Source organism: Marinobacterium arenosum (assembly GCF_019795155.1).
GTDB classification, from domain to species: Bacteria; Pseudomonadota; Gammaproteobacteria; order Pseudomonadales; family Balneatricaceae; genus Marinobacterium_C; species Marinobacterium_C arenosum.
This window is the reverse complement of the sequence record NZ_JAILYN010000058.1, coordinates 1-20507: the sequence shown is the minus strand read 5'-3', so window position 1 is coordinate 20507 and position 20507 is coordinate 1. Positions and strand designations below refer to the sequence as shown.

At 61.1% G+C, this 20507-nt stretch carries 20 protein-coding genes; 11 read left to right on the top strand and 9 right to left on the bottom strand.

Going from position 1 to position 20507, the window contains the following annotated elements:
* Positions 1 to 7: 7 nt before the first annotated feature.
* The gene (gene ycaO, locus K6T12_RS18885; RefSeq protein ID WP_222224451.1) at positions 8 to 1741 is read left to right on the top strand and encodes a 30S ribosomal protein S12 methylthiotransferase accessory factor YcaO; all 1734 of its coding nucleotides are present in this window, start codon (positions 8 to 10) and stop codon (positions 1739 to 1741) included.
* 749 nt (positions 1742 to 2490) lie between these two features.
* Here the strand turns inward: ycaO and K6T12_RS18880 are convergent.
* Both K6T12_RS18880 and K6T12_RS18875 read right to left on the bottom strand, forming a co-directional pair.
* Positions 2491 to 3777, bottom strand: a complete 1287-nt coding sequence (locus K6T12_RS18880) for a M18 family aminopeptidase (RefSeq protein ID WP_222224450.1) — start codon at positions 3775 to 3777, stop codon at positions 2491 to 2493.
* 6 nt (positions 3778 to 3783) lie between these two features.
* Entirely contained in the window at positions 3784 to 4296 is a 513-nt protein-coding gene (locus K6T12_RS18875; protein WP_222224449.1) for an FKBP-type peptidyl-prolyl cis-trans isomerase, read from the bottom strand.
* 153 nt (positions 4297 to 4449) lie between these two features.
* Here K6T12_RS18875 and K6T12_RS18870 point away from each other — a divergent pair, with 153 nt between their 5' ends.
* The 5 genes from K6T12_RS18870 (at position 4450) to K6T12_RS18850 (ending at position 11223) form a co-directional block, all read left to right on the top strand.
* Positions 4450 to 6531 carry a carboxy terminal-processing peptidase gene (locus tag K6T12_RS18870; protein ID WP_222224448.1) on the top strand — a complete coding sequence of 694 codons (2082 nt, stop codon included), beginning with the start codon at positions 4450 to 4452 and terminating at the stop codon, positions 6529 to 6531.
* Positions 6532 to 6615: 84 nt separating this feature from the next.
* Positions 6616 to 7389, top strand: coding sequence for a DUF3450 domain-containing protein (locus tag K6T12_RS18865; protein ID WP_222224447.1), 774 nt, complete (start codon positions 6616 to 6618; stop codon positions 7387 to 7389).
* Between the two features lie 222 nt (positions 7390 to 7611).
* Complete coding sequence (gene rpsA, locus K6T12_RS18860) at positions 7612 to 9294, top strand: 30S ribosomal protein S1 (protein ID WP_222224446.1); 1683 nt, start codon at positions 7612 to 7614, stop codon at positions 9292 to 9294.
* A gap of 266 nt (positions 9295 to 9560) precedes the next feature.
* Positions 9561 to 10004 (top strand): hypothetical protein, encoded by a 444-nt coding sequence (locus tag K6T12_RS18855; RefSeq protein ID WP_222224445.1) that lies wholly within the window; start codon positions 9561 to 9563, stop codon positions 10002 to 10004.
* 79 nt (positions 10005 to 10083) lie between these two features.
* Positions 10084 to 11223: a tRNA-queuosine alpha-mannosyltransferase domain-containing protein gene (locus K6T12_RS18850; RefSeq protein WP_222224444.1), complete on the top strand. Its 1140-nt coding sequence runs from the start codon at positions 10084 to 10086 to the stop codon at positions 11221 to 11223.
* A gap of 266 nt (positions 11224 to 11489) precedes the next feature.
* Here the strand turns inward: K6T12_RS18850 and K6T12_RS18845 are convergent, their stop codons facing one another.
* Positions 11490 to 12116 carry a LysE family transporter gene (locus K6T12_RS18845; protein ID WP_222224443.1) on the bottom strand — a complete coding sequence of 209 codons (627 nt, stop codon included), beginning with the start codon at positions 12114 to 12116 and terminating at the stop codon, positions 11490 to 11492.
* Between the two features lie 109 nt (positions 12117 to 12225).
* Between K6T12_RS18845 and K6T12_RS18840 the strand changes: the two genes are divergently transcribed.
* Entirely contained in the window at positions 12226 to 13110 is an 885-nt protein-coding gene (locus tag K6T12_RS18840; RefSeq protein ID WP_222224441.1) for a LysR substrate-binding domain-containing protein, read from the top strand.
* 46 nt (positions 13111 to 13156) lie between these two features.
* Here K6T12_RS18840 and K6T12_RS18835 read toward each other — a convergent pair whose 3' ends face one another.
* Positions 13157 to 13483 (bottom strand): YqcC family protein, encoded by a 327-nt coding sequence (locus K6T12_RS18835; RefSeq protein WP_222224440.1) that lies wholly within the window; start codon positions 13481 to 13483, stop codon positions 13157 to 13159.
* Between the two features lie 3 nt (positions 13484 to 13486).
* On the bottom strand, positions 13487 to 14836 hold the full coding sequence (locus K6T12_RS18830; RefSeq protein WP_222224439.1) for a class II 3-deoxy-7-phosphoheptulonate synthase: 1350 nt from the start codon (positions 14834 to 14836) through the stop codon (positions 13487 to 13489).
* A gap of 230 nt (positions 14837 to 15066) precedes the next feature.
* Here K6T12_RS18830 and K6T12_RS18825 point away from each other — a divergent pair, with 230 nt between their 5' ends.
* On the top strand, positions 15067 to 15462 hold the full coding sequence (locus tag K6T12_RS18825; RefSeq protein ID WP_222224437.1) for a carboxymuconolactone decarboxylase family protein: 396 nt from the start codon (positions 15067 to 15069) through the stop codon (positions 15460 to 15462).
* Between the two features lie 68 nt (positions 15463 to 15530).
* Positions 15531 to 15812 carry a DUF503 domain-containing protein gene (locus K6T12_RS18820; RefSeq protein ID WP_222224435.1) on the top strand — a complete coding sequence of 94 codons (282 nt, stop codon included), beginning with the start codon at positions 15531 to 15533 and terminating at the stop codon, positions 15810 to 15812.
* Between the two features lie 23 nt (positions 15813 to 15835).
* On the opposite strand, the gene K6T12_RS18815 is transcribed toward K6T12_RS18820, so the two are convergent.
* From K6T12_RS18815 to K6T12_RS18805, 3 genes are all read right to left on the bottom strand, one after another.
* Positions 15836 to 16750: a LysR family transcriptional regulator gene (locus K6T12_RS18815; protein WP_222224433.1), complete on the bottom strand. Its 915-nt coding sequence runs from the start codon at positions 16748 to 16750 to the stop codon at positions 15836 to 15838.
* A 97-nt stretch (positions 16751 to 16847) separates the two neighbouring features.
* The gene (gene argF / locus K6T12_RS18810) at positions 16848 to 17753 is read right to left on the bottom strand and encodes an ornithine carbamoyltransferase (RefSeq protein ID WP_222224431.1); all 906 of its coding nucleotides are present in this window, start codon (positions 17751 to 17753) and stop codon (positions 16848 to 16850) included.
* Between the two features lie 9 nt (positions 17754 to 17762).
* Positions 17763 to 18962 carry an aspartate aminotransferase family protein gene (locus K6T12_RS18805; RefSeq protein WP_222224430.1) on the bottom strand — a complete coding sequence of 400 codons (1200 nt, stop codon included), beginning with the start codon at positions 18960 to 18962 and terminating at the stop codon, positions 17763 to 17765.
* A gap of 348 nt (positions 18963 to 19310) precedes the next feature.
* Between K6T12_RS18805 and grxD the strand changes: the two genes are divergently transcribed.
* Together grxD and K6T12_RS18795 are read left to right on the top strand one after the other, a co-directional pair.
* A complete protein-coding gene (gene grxD / locus K6T12_RS18800) occupies positions 19311 to 19649 on the top strand; it encodes a Grx4 family monothiol glutaredoxin (RefSeq protein ID WP_222224429.1) in 339 nt (112 codons plus the stop codon).
* A 97-nt stretch (positions 19650 to 19746) separates the two neighbouring features.
* A complete protein-coding gene (locus K6T12_RS18795; RefSeq protein WP_222224428.1) occupies positions 19747 to 20349 on the top strand; it encodes a peroxiredoxin in 603 nt (200 codons plus the stop codon).
* On the opposite strand, the gene K6T12_RS18790 is transcribed toward K6T12_RS18795, so the two are convergent.
* On the bottom strand, positions 20319 to 20507 hold a 189-nt coding region (locus K6T12_RS18790), incomplete at its 5' end, for a hypothetical protein (protein WP_222224427.1). The genes K6T12_RS18795 and K6T12_RS18790 overlap by 31 nt on opposite strands.

The following is a 20507-nucleotide window of genomic DNA, read 5'->3' as shown; positions in this document are numbered from 1 at the left end:
GGCCGCCATGACCCAGATCCCCGGAAAAGACAGCCCACTGGACGCCTCGATCCACCGCCTGAAAGACGCCTTGCGCCGGCTCGGCTTCGAGCTGGAAGAGAGCCGCTGGCAGAACCCCGCGCCCAACGTCTGGTCGGTACGGCTGCGCGACCGCCACTGCCCGGCATTTTCCAGCCGGGGCAAGGGCAGCAGCCGCGACGCCGCCCTGGCCAGTGCGCTGGGCGAGTTTTTTGAGCGCATCAGCTGCAACCAGTTCTTTGCCAATTTCCATTTCGGCAATCGCTACGCCAACGCCGAGTTCGCGCACTACCCCGAGGAGCGCTGGTTCCCGTTCAACGGCGGCACCCTGCCGGAGGGACTGCTGGACGGCCCGTCGCTACAGCATATCAACATGGACGACCTGCTGACCCCAAGGCAGCTGGTCGACCTGAACACCGACAACCCCGCCCGCGGCATCTGTGCGCTGCCGTTCACCCGCCAGAAAACCGGCGAGCGGGTCTGGTTCCCGGTCAATGTCATCAGCAACCTCTATTCGCGCAACGGCCTGGCCACCGGCAACAACCAGTGGGAAGCGCGTGTCGCGGCGCTGTCCGAGATCTTCGAGCGCCATATCAAGACCACCATCCTGTCGGCCGGCATCACCCTGCCGCGCATTCCCGACGAGGTGATCGCCCGCTACCCGCAGGTAGTGCAGGCGCTCGACACCCTGCGCCAGCACGGCCTGGTGCCCCTCATCAACGACGCCTCACTGGGCGGCAAATTCCCGCTGGTCAACCTGACCGTGTTGAACCCCGCCGACGGCGGCTGCATCGCCTCCTTCGGCGCGCACCCGAAGTTCGAGGTGGCGCTGGAGCGGACCCTGACCAACCTGCTGCAGTACCGCACATTGGACCAGCTGCACGGCTTTCAGCCACCGACCTTCGACCTCGGCGAAGTAGCCGACCCGGCCAACCTGACCCGCCATTTCAGCGACTCGACCGGCGCCGTGGCCTGGGACCTGATCGGCAACGCCCCGGATTACCGATTTACCGAGTGGAATACCGAAGGCGACAGCCGGGCGGAGTTCGACCACCTCTGCTATCTGATCCACAAGGTGGATATGGATATCTATATCGCCGATTACCAGCATCTGGGGATCTACAGCTGCCGGATCATCGTGCCGGGCATGTCGGAGATCCAGCCGGTCGATACCCTGCAGCTCAATAACAGCAATGCCGGCCAGACGGTACGCGACGCCTGCCTGCAGCTCGGCAGCCTGTCGCCGAAAGCCTGTACCGAGCTGTTCGAACAGCTGGATGAGGCCGGTTACGACGACCAGCAGCCCGTTGCGCAGCTGATCGGCATCCTGGCCGACCCGGGCAGCAGCTTCGAAAGCCTACGGGTGGGTGAATTGAAATGCCTGCTGGCGCTGGCCCGCGGCGAGCTGGAGAGCGCCCGCGAATGGAGCGACTGGACGCTGCAGCAGGGCCAGCTCAGCGGCGAGCGCGCCGAACTACACCGCTGCCTGAACCAATGCCTGAAATTCACCCTGGATGAGAGCCGGCCGCTGGAGCAATACCAGCCGGTGCTTGAACAGCTGTACGGCGAGCCGCTGCTGAGCCGCTGCCGGGCGATGCTGACCGGTGAACAACTGTTTACCGACCTGCCCAGCGACGACGGCGACCTGCGCCAGTTCGGCCAGCACAGTCGGTTACTGCAGGCCTACGGACGACTGCACAAAATCCGCCGCGACAATCTGTAACGTTGTTTCCGTAAGCCCCACCCCGTTACGGTGGAAATCGCCGCGACGGGATACCAGTTCGTAGCAGCCCGCTCTGAGGGCGATACCCACGGACGGTGCCAATCCTGTCGCGGTCGAAACCCGCTGCTACAGGCCCCTCGCGTCGTAGCAGCCCGCTCTGAGGGCGATACCCACTGACGGTGCCGATCCTGTCGCGGTCGGAGCCCGCGGCTACAGGCCCCTCACGTCGTAGCAGCCCGCTCTGAGGGCGACACCCACGGACGGTGCCAACCCTGGCGCGGTCGGAACCCGCTGCTACAGGCCCCTCGCGTCGTAGCAACCCGCTCCGAGGGCGATACCCACGGACGGTGCCAATCCTGTCGCGGTCGGAATCCGCTGCTACAGGCCCCTCGCGTCGTAGCAGCCCGCTCCGAGGGCGATACCCACGGACGGTGCCAATCCTGTCGCGGTCGGAACCCGCTGCTACAGGCCCCTCGCGTCGTAGCAGCCCGCTCCGAGGGCGACACCCACGGACGGTGCCAATCCTGTCGCGGTCGGAACCCGCGGCTACAGGCCCCTCGCGTCGTAGCAGCCGGCTCTGAGGGCGACACCCACGGACGGTGCCAATCCTTTCGCGGTCGGAACCCACTGCTACAGGCCCCTCGCGTCGTAGCAGCCCGCTCCGAGGGCGACACCCACGGACGGTGCCAATCCTGTCGATGGTAGCGCCCCGGACGGAGCCCTACAGGGCTCCGCCCCCGATGCCAGCCTCAAACCTGCGGCTGACGATAGAAGCGGCTCAATACCCGGCTGAGGTTGCAGGCATCCTCGCTGCCGGCCAGTTCGCGGATCGAGTGCATGCCGAACTGAGGCACGCCGATATCCAGCGTGCGCACGCCGATCTCCGCCGCCGTGATCGGGCCGATGGTACTGCCACAGGCCATGTCGGTACGCACCACGAACGACTGTACCGGCACCTCTTCCTGCTCCGCCAGGTGACGGAACAGCGCACTGGTTTCGCTGTTGCTGGCGTAACGCTGGTTGGCGTTGAGCTTGATCACCGGGCCGCGGTTGATCAGCGGACCGTGGTTACCGTCATGCTTATCGGCAAAGTTCGGATGCACACCGTGGGCATTGTCGGCCGAAATCATCACCGAGCGGGCCAACATCCGGTTGCGCGCCTCCGGCTCCGGCAGCAAGCGCTCCAGCAACTGTTTCAGCATCGGCCCCTGGGCACCGGCGGCACTCATACTGCCGACCTCCTCGTGATCATTGCAGACCAGCAAGGCGCCCTGGTCGGTGTCGGCATCGAGTAGCGCCTTGAGGCCGATAAAGCAGCTGAGCAGATTATCCAGCCGCGCCGAGGCGACGAACTCGCCATGCAAACCGACCTGCGCCGGCGGCTGGGTATCGTAGAAGCAGAGTTCGAAATCCAGCACCCGATCGACATCCTGCACGCCTTGCTGCTGCAACTGCGCGGCCAGCAGCTGGCGGAAGTCCGGTTTCTCACCGTACTGGCCCAACACCGGCGGCAGATAGGTCTGGGCGTTGATCGCCCGCTGCTGATTGGCCTCGCGGTCCAGGTGGATCGCCAGACTGGGGATAAAGGCCACCGGCTTCTGGAAATCGATCAGTGCCGAGCAAAGCTTGCCGCCACCGTTGCGGTAGCTGACCCGACCGGCCAGCGACAAGTCGCGGTCAAACCAGGGATTAAGCAGCACACCGCCGTAAACCTCGACGCCAAGCTGGAAGTACCCTTTCTGATGCAGCTCCGGTTCCGGTTTCACTTTCAGGCAGGGCGAATCGGTATGCGCACCGACCATCCGCAGCCCACCGTTGACCAGATCGCCATCGGCCGGCATCTGCCAGGCGATGATCGAGGAGTCATTGCGTACCGTGTAGTAACGGCCTGCCGCCTCTGTTTCCCAATTGGCCTGCTCATCGCGCCGTTGAAAACCGGCCGCCTGCAACCGCTTGACCATCTGCTCGACGGCATGAAACGGCGTCGGCGACGCCGCCAGAAATTCTATCAGTTCAGTATTAAACGCTTGCTGCATGTCGCATCACTCCTGCGCTCTATCAACGCCCAACAGCTGCACCCGGAAGATCAGGGTGGAGTTGGGCGGAATCTTGTCACTGGGGCTGCGCGCCCCGTAGGCCAGTTCGGCCGGAATATAGAGCATCCATTCGTCACCGACCCGCATCAGCTGCAACGCCTCGGTCCAGCCCTTGATCACCCGGTTGAGCGGAAACCTGACCGGCTCACCGCGAGCGAACGAGCTGTCGAAGGTCTCGCCGTCGATCCGCATCCCCTCGTAGTGCACCAATACGGTGTCCAGCAGTCCCGGTGACTCGCCGTTGCCGCTGCTCAGTACCCGGTACTGCAGGCCGCTGTCGCGCACCACCACATCCGCTCGCCGGGCGTTCTCCGCCAGGAACTGCGCCCCTGCCCGGCTTATTTCATCATTCAATGCGCGCTCTTTCAGCTGCTGGCGAAAGCGTGCCTCCTCGGCATCGTCACCACAGCCGATCAGCAGGCCGGCCAACAGGCCCAGCACCGCGATCCGTTTCCACATAGGGTTTTCCCTTCAAGTTTCAAGCAGACAAGTGCTTGATTTTACATCAGCAGCCCCGATGTCTACACTCGGCGAATCGAGACTCTGGAACTGCGCACAGAAACAGGGGTCATATTCGTCAGCCATCCTAACTAATCGAAGCCGTTCCCAAATATGCCGAATTACTTTTTTCCGCGCCTGGGCGCCGTCGTTCTCTCCTCCCTGCTGCTGGCCGGCTCGCCCGTCGCTTCGGCTGCATTGCAACTGTCTCCCGAGCCTATCCACAAGATCACCGCGATGGAGATCGTCGAAGGGCTGCAGGTCGGCCATTACGCCCAGAAGGCGCTGGACGACAATCTGTCCAGCAGCCTGTTGCAGGCCTACCTGGACGACCTGGACCCCTCGCGCAGCCACTTCATGCTCAGCGATATCGACCGCTTCGAACATTACGGTTCAACGCTGGATGACGACCTGAAGAGAGGCGACCTGAGCAAGGCCTACGAGATCTACAACCGCTACCTGGGTCTGGCCGAAGAGCGACTGCAATACAGTATCCGCCTGCTGGAGGAGAATCTCGACAGCTTCCGCTTCGATGTCGACGAATCACTGGACACCGACCGCAGCGATGCCCCCTGGATCGCCAGCCAGCAGGAGATGGACGAACTCTGGCGCAAGCGGGTCAAGAGCGCACTGCTGAACCTGAAGCTGGCCGACAAACCGCTGGAAGATGCCCGCGACACCTTGCTGAAACGCTACCGCGGCCAACTGGAGCGACTGCAACAGATCAACAGCGAGGATGTCTTCCAGCGTTACGCCAACAGCCTGACCGAACTGTACGACCCGCATACCCAATACTTCTCACCGCAGCGCTCTGAGAATTTTCAGATCAACATGAGCCTGTCGCTGGAGGGGATCGGCGCGGTCCTGCAGCGAGAAAATGAGTACACCAAAGTGGTTCGCCTGGTACCGGCCGGACCGGCCGATAAAAGCGGCCAGCTGCAGCCTGCCGACCTGATCGTCGGCGTCGGCCAAGGCGAGGATGGTGAAATCGAAGACGTGGTCGGCTGGCGACTGGACGAAGTGGTGCAACTGATCCGCGGCCCGAAGGACAGCACCGTCAGACTGGAGGTGATCCCGGCCGACGCCGAGGACAGTCACCAACGCAAGATCATCAAGATCAAGCGCAGCAAGGTAAAACTTGAGGAGCAGGCGGCTCACAAACGGGTGATCGATATCGATTTCCACGGCAACACCTTCAAGATCGGGGTGATCGAGGTACCGGCCTTCTACATCGACTTCGCCGCCCTGCAGCGCGGCGACGAGGACTACAAGAGCACCAGCCGCGACGTCGAGAAGCTGATCGCCGAGCTGAAACAGGAGAAGGTGAACGGTATCGTCATCGACCTGCGCAATAACGGTGGCGGTTCGCTACGCGAAGCAAACGAGATGGTTGGCCTGTTCATCAATCGCGGCCCGACCGTACAGATCCAGGACACCAACGGCCGGATCGACGTGCTCGGCGACCGGGATGCCAAGATCGCCTACGAAGGCCCGCTGGCGGTGCTGGTCAACCGACTGTCCGCGTCCGCCTCGGAGATCTTTGCCGGCGCCATCCAGGACTACCAGCGCGGCATCGTGCTCGGCGGTCAGACCTTCGGCAAGGGCACCGTACAGGCGCTACATCCGCTCGATCACGGCCAGCTGAAGCTGACCCACGCCAAGTTCTACCGGATCTCCGGTGCCAGCACCCAGCACAAGGGGGTGGAGCCCGATATCAGCTTCCCGACCCTGTACGACAGCGAGGATATCGGCGAAAGCGCGCTGGACGGCGCCCTTGCCTGGGATACCGTTCGCCCGGTACGGCACGGCCGCTTTATCGGTATCAACCCGATTATGGATGAACTGATCAAGCGCCACGAGCAGCGCGCCGCCAATGACCCGGACTTCATCTTCATGCGCGAACAGGTTCAGCGGCTGGCCGAGCTGCGCGACGAGGACCTGATGTCACTGAACGAGCAGACCCTGAAAGCGGAACGCGACGAGGCGGAAAACTGGCAGCTGGGCTCGGAAAATCGACGCCGCATTGCCAAGCAGCAACCGCCGGTCAGCAAGCTGTCGGAACTGGAAAAAGAACGGAAAGAGGATGCCCAGGGCCGACCGATCAATCCGGAATCCGAAGCGATCCTGGCAGAAAGCGGCCGCATCCTGGTCGATTTGATCGATCTGACGTTGAAATACGCAGCGGCTCGCCAGTAAGCTAGACCCAGTCGCCGTCGCGCCCGACAGATCGGCCGGCGGCGAGCCAAGACTTCGTTCGAATCCGGCTGAGGAATCTATGCTGTGCGCAAGGTGCTGACCCTGCTGATCACCCTTTTCATTCTCGGTTCGTTGGGCGCCGCCGGCTGGTTGTTCGTCTATCCGACGATGATGGCGACCCATGAGCAAAACCAGGTCGAACTGGAAAAGTTCGGCGAAGTAGTGATTCCCCGCGACTTCTATTCGGAAACCACCGGCAACCTGGGCGCCAAGCAGCAGCCCGCCACCTTCGCCGAAGACAAACTGACCCCGTCACAGAAAGTGATCCAGGGATTGATGGATGACCGTGACTCACTGATCCAGGCCAACCGGGAGTTGCGCGAGCAGATCGACGCACTGAAACAGCAGATAGCCCAGCTGGAAGCCTACAAGGAAACCAATGAGCGCTTCGCCCCCCTGAACGCCGCCGAAGAGCAGCAGGTGGTCGAAGGTCTGATGACCCAAATGCTGGTCAACATGGAGGAAGCCGAGCGCTTCAGCACCCTGCAGATCGAGGTGATGTCCAGCTCCGCCGCCATCGAATACGGCAAGTTCATCGGTCGCTACCGGATGATCCTGACCGAAGAGGAACGCCAGGCGCTGGTGGAAAAATACTTCCCGGCCTACGCATTCTGTGTCGGCGACGGTGTCGATATCGCCGCCAACTCCCGCCGGGAGCTGACCCAGATCGCCTATTTCCTGCGCTCCGGCGACGACAGCCAGATCCCGGCGATTTTGCGCCAGGACCTGGAAACCGTGCTGGAACCCTGCCAGAGCGCGCTGTTCAGCGCCCTCGAAGCCGAACGCCAGCAGAGCTGACACTCGCTGGCGCCGCTGCCCGACAGCGCGGCAACGGTCGGCAATCGCCATTTCTCCTGTCACTACCGGCAAATTGCCTGTATAATTTGCGCTCTTAGTTCTATTTGAACAACCGGATGCATCGTCGGCCCTGTGCATCCATCTCTTAATTTCAACAGACCCTGTGGACCGACGCTACAGGTTACACGGTCAGCCTGCTGGCCGTAGCTATAGGACATTTACATGAGCGAAAGCTTTGCTGAACTGTTTGAAGAATCCCTCCAGAACGTAGACATGACTCCGGGCACCCTGGTCATGGGTGAAGTTGTCGATATCGACAGCGACTGGGTTACCGTCAACGCCGGCCTGAAGTCTGAAGCCGTTATCCCGCGCGCACAGTTCCTGAACGACGCCAACGAACTGGAAATCCAGGTCGGCGATCAGGTTAAGGTTGCCCTGGAAGCCGTAGAAGATGGCTTCGGTGAAACCCGTCTGTCCCGCGAGAAAGCTAAGCGCGCTGAAGCTTGGGAAGTTCTGAAGCAGAAATTCGACGACGAAGAAGTTGTTAAGGGCTTCATCAGCGGTAAGGTCAAAGGTGGCTTCACAGTCAGCATCAACAACATCCAGGGCTTCCTGCCGGGTTCTCTGGTTGACGTGCGTCCGGTACGCGACATCGACCACCTGGAAGGCAAAGAGCTGGAATTCAAGCTGATCAAGCTGGATCCGAAGCGCAACAACGTGGTGGTATCCCGCCGCGCGGTTCTGCAGGAAGCGAACAGTGCACAGCGCGAAGAGCTGCTGGGCACCCTGGAAGAAGGCCAGGTTGTTAAGGGTTACGTCAAGAACCTGACCAACTACGGCGCCTTCATCGATCTGGGTGGCGTAGACGGCCTGCTGCACATCACCGACATGGCGTGGAAGCGCATCTCTCACCCGAGCGAAATGCTGAACCCGGGCGACGAGATCTCCGTCAAGATCATCAAGTTCGACAAGGAAACCGGTCGCATCTCCCTGGGTCTGAAGCAGCTGTCCGAAGATCCGTGGGCTGCCATCAAGCAGCGCTACCCGGCTGGCACCAAGGTGCAGGCTCGCGTGACCAACCTGACCGACTACGGCTGCTTCGCATCCATCGAAGATGGCGTGGAAGGCCTGGTACACGTTTCCGAAATGTCCTGGACCAACAAGAACATCCACCCGTCCAAAGTCGTTCAGATCGGCGACGAAGTGGAAGTGATGATCCTGGACGTCGACGAAGAGCGTCGTCGTATCTCCCTGGGCATCAAGCAGTGCGCCAACAACCCGTGGGTGACCTTCGCTGAGAAGTTCGCTGCTGGCGACCGTGTAACCGGCACTATCAAGACCATCACCGACTTCGGTATCTTCGTTGGTCTGGAAGACGAGCTGGACGGCCTGGTTCACATGTCCGACATCACCTGGGAAGCCGACTCCGAAGCCGCTCTGCGCCAGTACAAGAAAGGCGAAGAGGTCGAAGCTGTTATCCTGTCCATCGACGCTGAGAAAGAGCGTATCTCCCTGGGCGTCAAGCAGCTGGAAAGCGATCCGTTCTCCGAGTACGTTGCTGCCAACGAGAAAGGCTCTATCGTTACCGGTAAGGTAATCGCTGTTGACGCTCGCGCGGCAACTGTTGAGCTGGCTGAAGGCATCGAAGCCGTACTGAAAGCGTCCGAAATCGCTGCAGAGCGCACCGAAGACGCCTCTACCGTACTGAGCGTTGGCGACAGCGTTGAAGCGAAGATCGTCAACGTTGACCGTCGCAACCGCAACATCAACCTGTCCATCCGTGCGAAAGACCAGGCAGAAGAAAAAGCTGCCCTGGACGCTGTTCGCAACCAGGAAGTTGAGACTGCCGGCCCGACCACCATCGGTGACCTGATCAAGCAGCAGATGGCTAGCCAGAAGAGCTAAGCATCCGCTGTCTGCTGCTTGCAGCAGATGATCTGTGAATAAAAAGGAGCGCCCCGGCGCTCCTTTTTTGTTGTGTTTTGCACTAATTACCGGGAAATACCTACGCCAGCAATAAACTTGCAGTTGGCAGCCGTATCGCCACCTTTAGCCCGCCCCCCCATCACCAAATCCCGAACCGACAGATCATCACGCCAAGCTACTGATTCTCCGATACTGTTTGTTTTATACTCATCTCTCCACTCATTCGCGACTGATAAGGAGTATCGATGAAGCGATTGATCCTGGCGCTGACCCTGCTTGCAGGAAGCTGGACCAGCCATGCCGCCGCTACAGCGAAACCCTCCCCCGAACAACTTCGCGCCGCCAATCAGGTGCTGGCCGTTACCAACCTGCACAGCCTGACCGAAGAGCTGATTCTCGAGCTGGCGCAAAAACTGCCAACCGCGAAACGCCAACCGTTCATCGAACTGGCCCGCCGCACCGTCGACATGGAACAGATCGAAAGCCTGACCCGCCAGCATCTGGTAGAACAGTTCACCAGCGAGGAGTTGCGGGTACTAGCGGAGTTTCGCAGCACCCCGATCGGCCAGTCGATTACCGAGAAGCTGCATACCTTCGATATCAGCCTGAAAGCCCATATCCAGCAACAGGTGGCACAAGCGGTCAAGCGGCTGATCCGGCAACAAGCCACTACCAGCACCGATGGCTGATTGACGGTATTAAAATACCCTGCCCAGCGGACAGCGCGCTGCTAAAATAGCGGCCGCCCCAACCGATCGGATATCACCCATGCGCATTCTGCTGCTGTCCGCCTACGATGCCGCCAGCCACCAGTACTGGCACCGCGGCCTGACCGCCCAGTTCCCGGAATTTGACTGGACCGTACTAACCCTGCCGGCACGCTATTTCGCCTGGCGGCTGCGTGGCAACAGCTTGAGCTGGGCGTTCGGCGAGCGGGAGACCCTGTCGCGACCATACGACCTGGTGATCGCCACCTCGATGACCGACCTGTCGGCACTGCGCGGCCTGGTACCGAGCCTGGCCAACACGCCGACGCTGGTCTATTTCCATGAGAATCAGTTCGCCTACCCGAGCTCCGGGCGCGAGAAAAACAGCGTCGAGCCGCAGATCCTCAACCTGTATACCGCCCTGTGCGCCGACCGGATCCTGTTCAATAGCGCCTTCAACCGCGACAGCCTGATCGAGGGTTCTCGCCAACTATTGAAGAAGCTGCCCGACCAGGTACCGCCCGGCCTGCCGGAACGGCTGGCCGAACACTCTCAGGTACTGCCAGTACCGCTGGCAGACCAGCATTTCCAGCCACCTTCCGACATCGACCCGCAGCATCCATGGCACGCTAAAAATAGCGCCGGACCGGTGCGAATCGTCTGGGCGGCACGTTGGGAGTTCGACAAGGGGCCTGACCGACTGCTGGCAATACTGAAGCAACTGGAGCAGCGCGGCCTGGATTACCGGCTGGCGATCCTTGGCGAACGCTTTCGGCACACGCCGGCGGAGTTCGATCAGATTGCCGCCGAATTCAACCACCGGCTGGACCAGTTCGGCTATGCCGCCAGCAAACAGGCGTACCGCGCCTGGCTGCACGGCGGTGATATCGTGCTGTCCACCGCCACCCACGAATTTCAAGGACTGTCTGTACTGGAGGCGGTCGCCGCCGGCTGCCTTCCGGTATTACCAAACAGGCAGGCTTATCCAGGGTTGTTCGAGGCGCAATACCTTTACCAGGATTGCGGTTCGGATATCGAACAGGAGGCCTGCGCCGCCGCCGATATTCTGATGGCGCAAGCACAGCGGCTGCGAGAAGAAGGGGCCCGCGCTCCTGCGGTCGACCGGTTCAGCTGGTCGTCATTAAGGGAGCAATATGCCGGACTAATCGACCAGCTGGCCGGACATTGCCATCGGATTTGATATCGCAGGCCCTTACCTGGCGCTCTGCTGATAACAGATGTCAGTGCTTTTTATATCAACAACCCCCGGTACCGTTGAAGACATTGGTCGCGGCTTTATTACATCTCCTACAAGGCCCATAACCTGTAGGAGGAGCTTCAGCCGCGACCCGTGCTAGTTCAATCAGCACCATAATCGGTCAACCGTGACCGAACCCGGCCAACGCTCAAAGCGCATACCACGCCCACTGCCACAAGACTACGACCGAAACAGCCCACCACCACAACCTAACTGCCCAGCGCCACCTTGATACCGAGCCCCAGCAGACAGACGCCGACCAGCCGTTCGATCCAGCTGCGGGCATTATCGAAAAACCGCTTGCAACGGACATGGGTCAGCAGCAGCGCCACCAGGGCAAACCACAGCAGATGCGCCAAGGCGATAAACAGACCGAATCCTCCCTGCACCTGCAGCGACGTGGCCGGGTCAACCACCTGGCTGAACAGCGCGATAAAGAACAACGCGGTCTTTGGATTCAATGCATTGGAGAGAAAGCCATGGCCGAACGCCTGTCGCAGCGGCAGCAACCCCTGTGCGCCAGCCCCCTCCCGCCCCACCGCCTCGCTTGAACCAGGGCGCAACGACGAAACACCCAACCAGACCAGGTAGGCCGCGCCAAGATAGCGCATCAACTCCAGCAACCCAACGGCCTGGGACATCAGATAACCCAAGCCCAGCAGGGTGTAGCAGATATGCACCGAGATGCCCGCCGCGATACCGGCGGCGGTCGCCAGCCCCGCCCGTCGTCCATATATCAGGCTGTTACGGGTGGTGACCGCAAAGTCCGGCCCCGGACTGATCACCGCCAGCATTGTGATTGCCGCCACCAGGGTCAGCTGAGATTGCCATTCCATTTGGATAAAAAACCTCACATTAATTAACATTGCAGGTCGATTATCTATTGATAAACCTCGACTAAAAATCGAAACTCTATCAATAATATTGTGAGGATTATTCACACATATGAAGACAGCCAACCTGCCGCCACTGGGCCCGCTGGTCAGCTTCTGCGCCGCCGCCCGACACCAGAGCTTCAGCAAAGCGGCCCGGGAGCTCAACCTGACTCACGGTGCCGTCAGCCGGGCAGTACAACAGCTGGAGCAGCATTTCGGTGTCGCCCTGTTTCAACGTCGAAACCGGCGCGTCTACCTGACCGACAAGGGGCGCTTCTTCGCCGAACGGGCCGGTGCCCTGCTGGAGGAGCTGGCCGAAGCCAGCGAACAGGTACGGACAGAGCAGGCCTGCCAGCGGCTGGCGGTCTCCTGCGAACCCACCCTCGCCATGCGTTGGCTGATGCCACGACTCGGACGTTTCCATGAGTCCTTTGCCGAGCTGGATGTGCAGCTGTCGACGGCCGGCGGACCGGTGGACCTGGCTGCCCAGAACCTGGACCTGGCGATCCGTCGGTCGGATTTCCAATGGCCGGCAGATTACTGGGTCACCCCGCTGGCGCGGGAGCGGGTCGGCCCGGTCTGCCACCCGGATTACCTGAACCGGCTACAGGGCAAACCGGCCGAACGGCTGCACAGCCGTACCCGCCCGGAGGCCTGGCAACACTGGCTAGGCAGCAGCGGCCAAACCGTGGACAGCGGCGCGGAGAAGTATTTCGATCATTTCTATTTCAGCTTGCAGGCCGCCGTGGCGGGGCTGGGGATCGCCATCGGCCCGGAACCACTGGTCAGGGACGATATAGACCAGGGCCACCTGGTGGCCCCTTGGGGCTTTATCGACAGCGGCGCGGACTACGTGGTGCTGTCATTAAAAAACCCCGCGCGGGACGGTCCCGCCGGGGCTTTCGTGAACTGGCTGGTCGAGCAGCTATCCGCCGCTCACTACCAGCCGGATTGAATCCGGCCAGCACCAAGAAAGCGTCTGGCCGAACAAACACTGCCTATCAGTGATGAATGGTCAGGGTCAGGTCGATCCGCTCGATCAAAACCAGCAACTGGCGGGTGTCCGCCGGGTGCTCCTTCAACGCCTCCTCGGCGAACGGGTGGATCGAGCAGTTCTGCGGCAGCGGCATACCCTCGGCAAGCATCTGCTCGAAACGCGGCAACATCACCCACTGCAGCCACTGGCTGAAGTTCAATGTATCGACGCAGAACGGCTCGGTACTGGCCAGCGCCTGCGGCGAGGGCGGCTGCAGCTCCCACAACCCCAGCGCCTGCATCTCCGCGGTCAGCTCTTCCAGGAGCTGAGCCAGTTCGGCTGCTCTATCCATCACTTACCCCCGTGCCGCTTTCAGTGTATCGGCGATCAGGAACGCCAGCTCCAGCGCCTGTTCGCCATTCAGGCGCGGATCGCACTGGGTATCGTAGCGGCGGCACAGCCCCTCTTCGGTGATCTGGTAGGCGCCACCGATACACTCGGTAACGTTCTGACCGGTCATCTCGAAATGCACCCCGCCGGCATGGGTGCCTTCAGCCCGGTGCACCTCGAAGAAGCCCTTCATTTCACGCAGGATCGCATCGACGCTGCGGGTCTTGTAGCCGCTGGATGCCTTGATGGTGTTGCCGTGCATCGGGTCGGAGCTCCACACCACGCTGCGCCCTTCCGCTTTCACCGCCCGCACCAGCTGCGGCAGGTGCTCGGTGATCTTGTCCGCCCCCATCCGGGCGATCAGCGTCAGCCGGCCCGGGATGTTTTCCGGGTTCAGGGTATCCATCAGACGCACCAGGTCATCGACCCCGGTGGTCGGCCCCACCTTGACGCCAATCGGGTTCTTGACGCCGCGCAGGAACTCCACATGGGCATGATCGGGCTGACGGGTGCGATCGCCGATCCACAGCATATGCGCCGAGCAGTCGTACCAGCCACCGGTCAGGCTGTCCTGACGGGTCAGCGCCTCCTCGTAACCCAATAGCAGCGCCTCGTGCGAGGTGTAGACGGTGGTCTCGTGGATCTGCGGCGTGGTGTTGGCACGGATACCACAGGCTTCCATAAACGCCAGCGCCTGGTCGATCTGCGACGCCAGATGCTGGTACTTCTCGCCCAGCGGGCTCTTCTCGACGAAGCCCAGGTTCCAGCGGTGCACCTGGTGCAGGTCCGCCAGACCGCCCTGCGCGAACGCCCGCAGCAGGTTCTGGGTGGACGCCGCCTGGTGGTAGGCGCGCAGCATCCGCTGCGGATCGGCGGCCCGCGCCTCGGCGGTGAACTCGTTGTCATTGATGATATCGCCGCGGTAGCTCGGCAGCTCGACACCCTCGATGGTTTCGGTGTCGGCGGAACGCGGCTTGGCGAACTGGCCGGCCATCCGGCCGATCTTGACTACCGGGCTGGAGCCGGCGAAGGTCATCACCACCGCCATCTGCAGCAGTATCTTGAAGGTATCGCGGATCTTATCGGCACTGAACTCGGCAAAACTTTCCGCGCAGTCCCCGCCCTGCAGCAGAAAAGCCCGCCCTTCGGCCACGTTGGCCAGTTGCTCGCGCAGCGAGCGGATCTCGCCGGCAAACACCAGCGGCGGCAGTTTGCGGAGCTGATGCTCAACATCTTTCAGCGCAGTAGCGTCCGGGTATGTCGGCTGCTGCTTGATCGGTTTATCTCTCCAGCTGTTCGGGGTCCAAGTCTGCATCGGGAATCCTGTCATCGGGCCTGTGCCTCTCAATGGCTACAGGCAGGTACTAATAGAAGCGCTTGCGCCCTATTCTACGCCCTCTGGCGGGGTGCGGTAAGGGCTCTGGGACGCGCTTTGTGCATAGCGAAAAGTGTACGGGTTATCTAGCGCGAAACAACCCCGTCACTCGCCTTGTTACGGCGTTCCGGGTAGGGTTAGGGCTCCTTTTGAGCCAAGGAAAACCAACGATGTCAGAACAAGATAGAAAGAACGGCCTGAACGTTCGCAGCGAAGTGATGGGCGCGGCCTTCGTACAGCGCGCCATCGATAACACCACTGAGCTGACCGCCCCGTTGCAGGACTGGATCAACGAACACGCCTGGGGATCGACCTGGCAGCGCGACGGCCTGCCCCGCCAGACCCGCAGCCTGGTCACCATCGCCATGCTGGCGGCCCTGAAAGCGCCAACCGAGCTGAAGGGCCATGTGCGCGGCGCGCTGAACAACGGCTGCAGCGTAGCGGAGATCCAGGAGGTATTGCTGCACTCGATCGTCTACTGCGGCGCGCCGGCGGCGCAGGAAGCGTTTCGCGCCGCCCAGGAGGTGATCGACCAGTGGCAGCAGGAACACCGAAATCCCGTATAAACAGCCATTGAGAGCCGCTTGGCCCAGCGGCTAAACTTCAAGAGCCCTGACATATCCCGGAGCCGGCGATGGTGATCATGCTGATGGAGGTCGAGTTCCACTTGAGCGGTTGCCGCTCGCTGAAGGAGAAGCGCCATCGCCTGCTCGGCATCCGCGACCGGTTCGGCAAACGCAGTGATATCGCGCTGTGCGAAAGCGGCTACCGGGACCTGCACCAACGCGCACAATGGTCGTTCGTGGTACTCGGCATGGAGCGCAAGCAGGTGTTGCAGGCCCTAAGTCAGATCGAAGAGTATCTATGCAGCGGTCTCGATGCGGTGATCACCCGGCTTGAGCGCCAGGAGATATAGCCCCCGCTCAGATGGTACGCCTATCAGGCGACCTTGATCCCTTTCAGGGTCTGGGCGGTCACCTCCTTGGCGGTATTGAGGAAGTCGACCATGAACTCGGCGCGCTGCTGGTCTTCGCGGATCGCCGCATAGAGCGTACACCAGAGCCCCTTCTCGCCGAGCGAGCGGGCCGCCACGTAATCCCGCTCCAGGTATTCATACAGCGCCCAGTTCGGCAGTGCGGTCAGCCCCCGACCACTGGCCACCAGCTGCAACATCATCACCGTCAGTTCGGCAGTGCGCACCTGCGCCGGCTCGACCCCGGCCGGATCGAGGAAGCGGCTGAACACGTCCAGCCGGCCATGATCGATCGGATAGGTGATCAGGGTCTCATTTTCCAGGTCTTCCGGCTGCACGAAGCGGCGCGCCACCAGCGGATGCTGCTTACTCATCGCCAGCATCGACTCATAGGTGAACAACGGAATAAAGGCAATTCCGTTGCGCGGCTCCGGGTCGGAAGTGATCACCAGATCGAGATCACCGCGCGCCAGCGCCGGCAACGGCTGGAAGCTGAAGCCGGTGGACAGGTCCATCTCCACCTCCGGCCAGTGCTGACGGAAGTGATCGATGGTCGGCATCAGCCAGTCGAAACAGCTGTGGCACTCGATACAGATATTCAGCCGCCCCGCTTCGCCGCCGGCCAGTCGGGCGATATCCCGCTCGGCATTGCGGATCATCGGCAGCACGTCGTCCGCCAGGGCCAACAACCGCTGGCCTGCGCTGGTAAAGCAGATCGGCTTGGTCTTGCGGATAAACAGCGAACAGTTAAGGCGGTCTTCAAGGTCTTTGATCTGGTGCGACAGGGCTGACTGGGTCAAATGCACCCGTTCGGCCGCCTCCACAAGACTGCCTGCGTCTCGCAGGGCCGAAAGGGTTTTCAGATGACGCAGTTCGATCATTGACAGTCTCCCTACAGACACAGACGACAAAGACAGATGGAGGAAGTATAGCCGCGCCAGGCGGCCAGTGGCGCAGAGCACGCCACTGGCCGTTACCTTAGCGGGTAAGCAGGAATTCGATCAACGCCTTTTGCGCATGCAGGCGGTTTTCCGCCTCATCGAAGGCGACCGAACGCGGGTCGTCCAGCATATCTTCACTGATCTCCTCGCCACGGTGGGCCGGCAGGCAGTGCATGAAGATCGCCTCTTCGGCCGCCCGATCCATCAGCGCCGGGCTGACCTGGTAACCGGCAAACGCCTGCTCGCGCTGCTGCTGCTCCTCTTCCTGGCCCATCGAGGCCCAGACATCGGTCACCACCAGCGAAGCGTCCTTGACCGCTTCGACAGGATCGCGCAGCACCTTGACCCGGTCGGCATTGGCCTGCACCAGCTCGGCATCCGGCTCAAACCCTTCCGGGCAGGCAACGTTCAACTGGAAGTCGAACTGGCACGCGGCATTGATATAGGAGCTACACATGTTGTTGCCGTCACCGATCCAGGCCACGGTCTTGCCCTGGATGCTGCCGCGCTGTTCGGCAAAGGTCTGCATATCGGCCAGCAGCTGACAGGGGTGAAACTCATCGGTCAGCGCGTTGATCACCGGCACCGACGAATGGCGTGCAAACTCCTCCACCACCGCGTGGCTGAAGGTTCGGATCATCACGATATCGACCATGCTGGAGATCACCCGGGCACTGTCGGAGATCGGCTCGCCTCGACCCAGCTGGGTATCGCGCGGCGACAGGAACATCGCATGGCCGCCGAACTGCGCCATGCCCGCTTCGAAGGAGACCCGGGTACGGGTGGAGGCCTTCTCGAAGATCATCGCCATGACCTGGTTTTTGAACGGCTCGTAGAGCTCGCCCTCGTATTGCATCCGCTTCAGTTCGATCGCCCGCTGAACGACCTCTTGCAGTTCCTGCGGGCTCAGATCGTTCAGGGTCAGAAAGTGTCTTGTACTCATAATCAACTATTAGGCGCTATCGGCACCCTCATCTGCAGCATAAATTTGAATCAGTTTGGAAACGGTATTGACCAGCAGGTCCGCCTCAGCGTCAGACAGGATCAGCGGTGGCAGCATACGGATCACCCGGCCGGCGCCGGTAACGTTCAGCAACACCCCTTTCACCTTCGCCAGCACCGCCAGCTCGGCGCCCGCCTCGGTCAGCTCGATGGCGATCATCAACCCCTTGTGGCGCACCTCTTTGACATAGTCGGCATCGGCCAGCTGACGACGGAAGCCGTCGGCGATGCGATCACCCAGCTCGGTGGCCCGCTGGCAGAGCTCTTCGTCATAGATGGTGTCGATCACCGCCAGCGCCGCCGCGCAGGCCAGCGGGTTGCCGCCGAAGGTGGAGCCATGCGCGCCCGGACCGAGCACCTCGGCGGCCTTGCCACGCGCCAGGCAGGCGCCGATCGGCACGCCGTTGCCCAGCCCCTTGGCGGTGGTCACCACGTCCGGCAGGATGCCGTTGTGCTGGTAGCAGAAATAGTGGCCGGTGCGACCGTTGCCGGTCTGCACTTCGTCCAGCATCAGCAGCCAGTCCTGCTGGTCGCAGATCTCGCGCAACTGGTTCAGGTAATCGCCGGCCGGGATATGCACCCCGCCCTCACCCTGAATCGGCTCGACCAGGATCGCCACCACGTTGGCGTTATGGGCCGCCACCTGGCGAACCGCGTCGACATCGTCGTAGGGCACCCGGACGAAACCGCCGACCAGCGGCTCGAAGCCCGCCTGCACCGCGCGGTTGCCGGTGGCGCTCAGGGTCGCCAGGGTGCGGCCGTGAAAGCTGTTCTCCATGACGATGATGCAGGGGTTGTCGATCCCCTTGCCGTGGCCGTAGCGTCGGGCCAGCTTGATCGCCGCCTCATTGGCTTCGGCACCGGAGTTGCAAAAAAATGCATTGTCCATGCCGGCGATGCGGCTCAGCCGCTCGCCCAGCCGCTGCTGCAGCGGAATGGTATAGAGGTTGGAGGTGTGGATCAGACGCCCCGCCTGCTCGCTGATCGCGTGGGTCACCGCCGGATGGGCGTGCCCCAGGCCACAGACCGCGATACCGGTCAGTGCGTCGAGATACTTGTTACCGTCGGTATCGTACAGCCATGCCCCTTCGCCGTGGTCAAAGGCCACCGATAGACGGTTATAGGTGTTCATAATGGGTTCAACAACCATGTTCCTATCCCCCACAACGTAAAAAGGCAGCGATAGAGCTGCCGGGAAAAACAACCGAGTCTAGGCCCCTCTCCGGCGTTTGGCAACAACATTCGGGTCGCCTGGAGTAAACTTTGGTCGCAAGATCAAAATTTCCTCCAGTGCGGCAATCAGAGTGCAGCGGCGTGCCATTTTCTATAGCCACTTCGAAGCGTAATTTCTACGACCATAGCTGGAGACTATCGACTTGATTGGCAAATCCAACTATACAATAACCCAGTATAATGTTCGGATATGTGGTATGTTTCTCGCCACAGCCGCCGGCCCTGGCCGGTGGGTTATCGCGAACAAAAGCTTTAGGGTAGTTGAATGAGCGTAATCGACACCATCAAAGAGCAGATCGAGAACAACCCGGTCCTGCTTTACATGAAAGGCACCCCCCGTTTCCCGCAGTGCGGCTTCTCCTCACGCGCGGTCGAAGCTGTAATGAATTGCGGTGAGCGCTTCGCGTTCGTCAATATCCTGGAAAACCCGGAGATCCGCGCCGAACTGCCGAACTATGCCAACTGGCCGACCTTCCCGCAGCTGTGGGTCAACGGCGAGCTGGTCGGCGGTTGCGACATCATCTGCGAAATGGCCGCCACCGGCGAACTGGCCGAGCTGATCAAACAGCACGCCATTCGGGATGAAGAAGGCGCATCCGAATAACCGCAAACTATCGCGGCGGGCGGGTTGATTAGACTCGCCCTTCACCTATAGTTGAATTCCTAATCGCTTAAATCCAATCAACGGAGATTTGAATACCATGGGCGTACTCGTAGGTAAGCAAGCACCTGACTTTACCGCTGCAGCCGTTAAAGGCGACGGCTCCATCGTTGACAACTTCAACCTGAAAGAAGCCATCAACGGCAAATACGGCCTGGTCTTCTTCTACCCGCTGGACTTCACATTCGTCTGCCCGTCCGAGCTGATCGCTCTGGATCACCGCATGGACGCGTTCGCTGAGCGCAATGTCGAAGTGATCGCCGTTTCCATCGATTCCCAGTTCACCCACAACGCATGGCGTAACACTGCGGTGAACGACGGCGGTATCGGCGCGGTCAAATACACCATGGTTGCTGACGTGAAGCACGAAATCTGCCAGGCATACGACGTAGAGCACGATGCCGGTGTTGCCTTCCGTGGCGCGTTCCTGATCGACAAGGAGGGCAACGTGCGCTCCCAGATCGTTAACGACCTGCCGCTGGGCCGCAACATGGACGAACTGATCCGTCTGGTAGATGCCCTGCAGTTCCACGAAGAGCACGGCGAAGTTTGCCCGGCTGGCTGGAACAAAGGCGACAAAGGCATGACCGCTTCTCCGGAAGGCGTTGCCGCTTACCTGTCTGAAGAGTCCGGCAAGCTGTAAGTCACAGCTTTCAGACTAAAAAAACGCACCTTCGGGTAATGCCAGTCAGTTAAGCCAACTGACTGGCATTTTTCTTTCTCACGGGGTAGCGGCATGGGCAGCTCTTTAATGCCCGGGGATAACGCCGCTCTCGCCTTGTCGGCAACACGAAAGTGGCT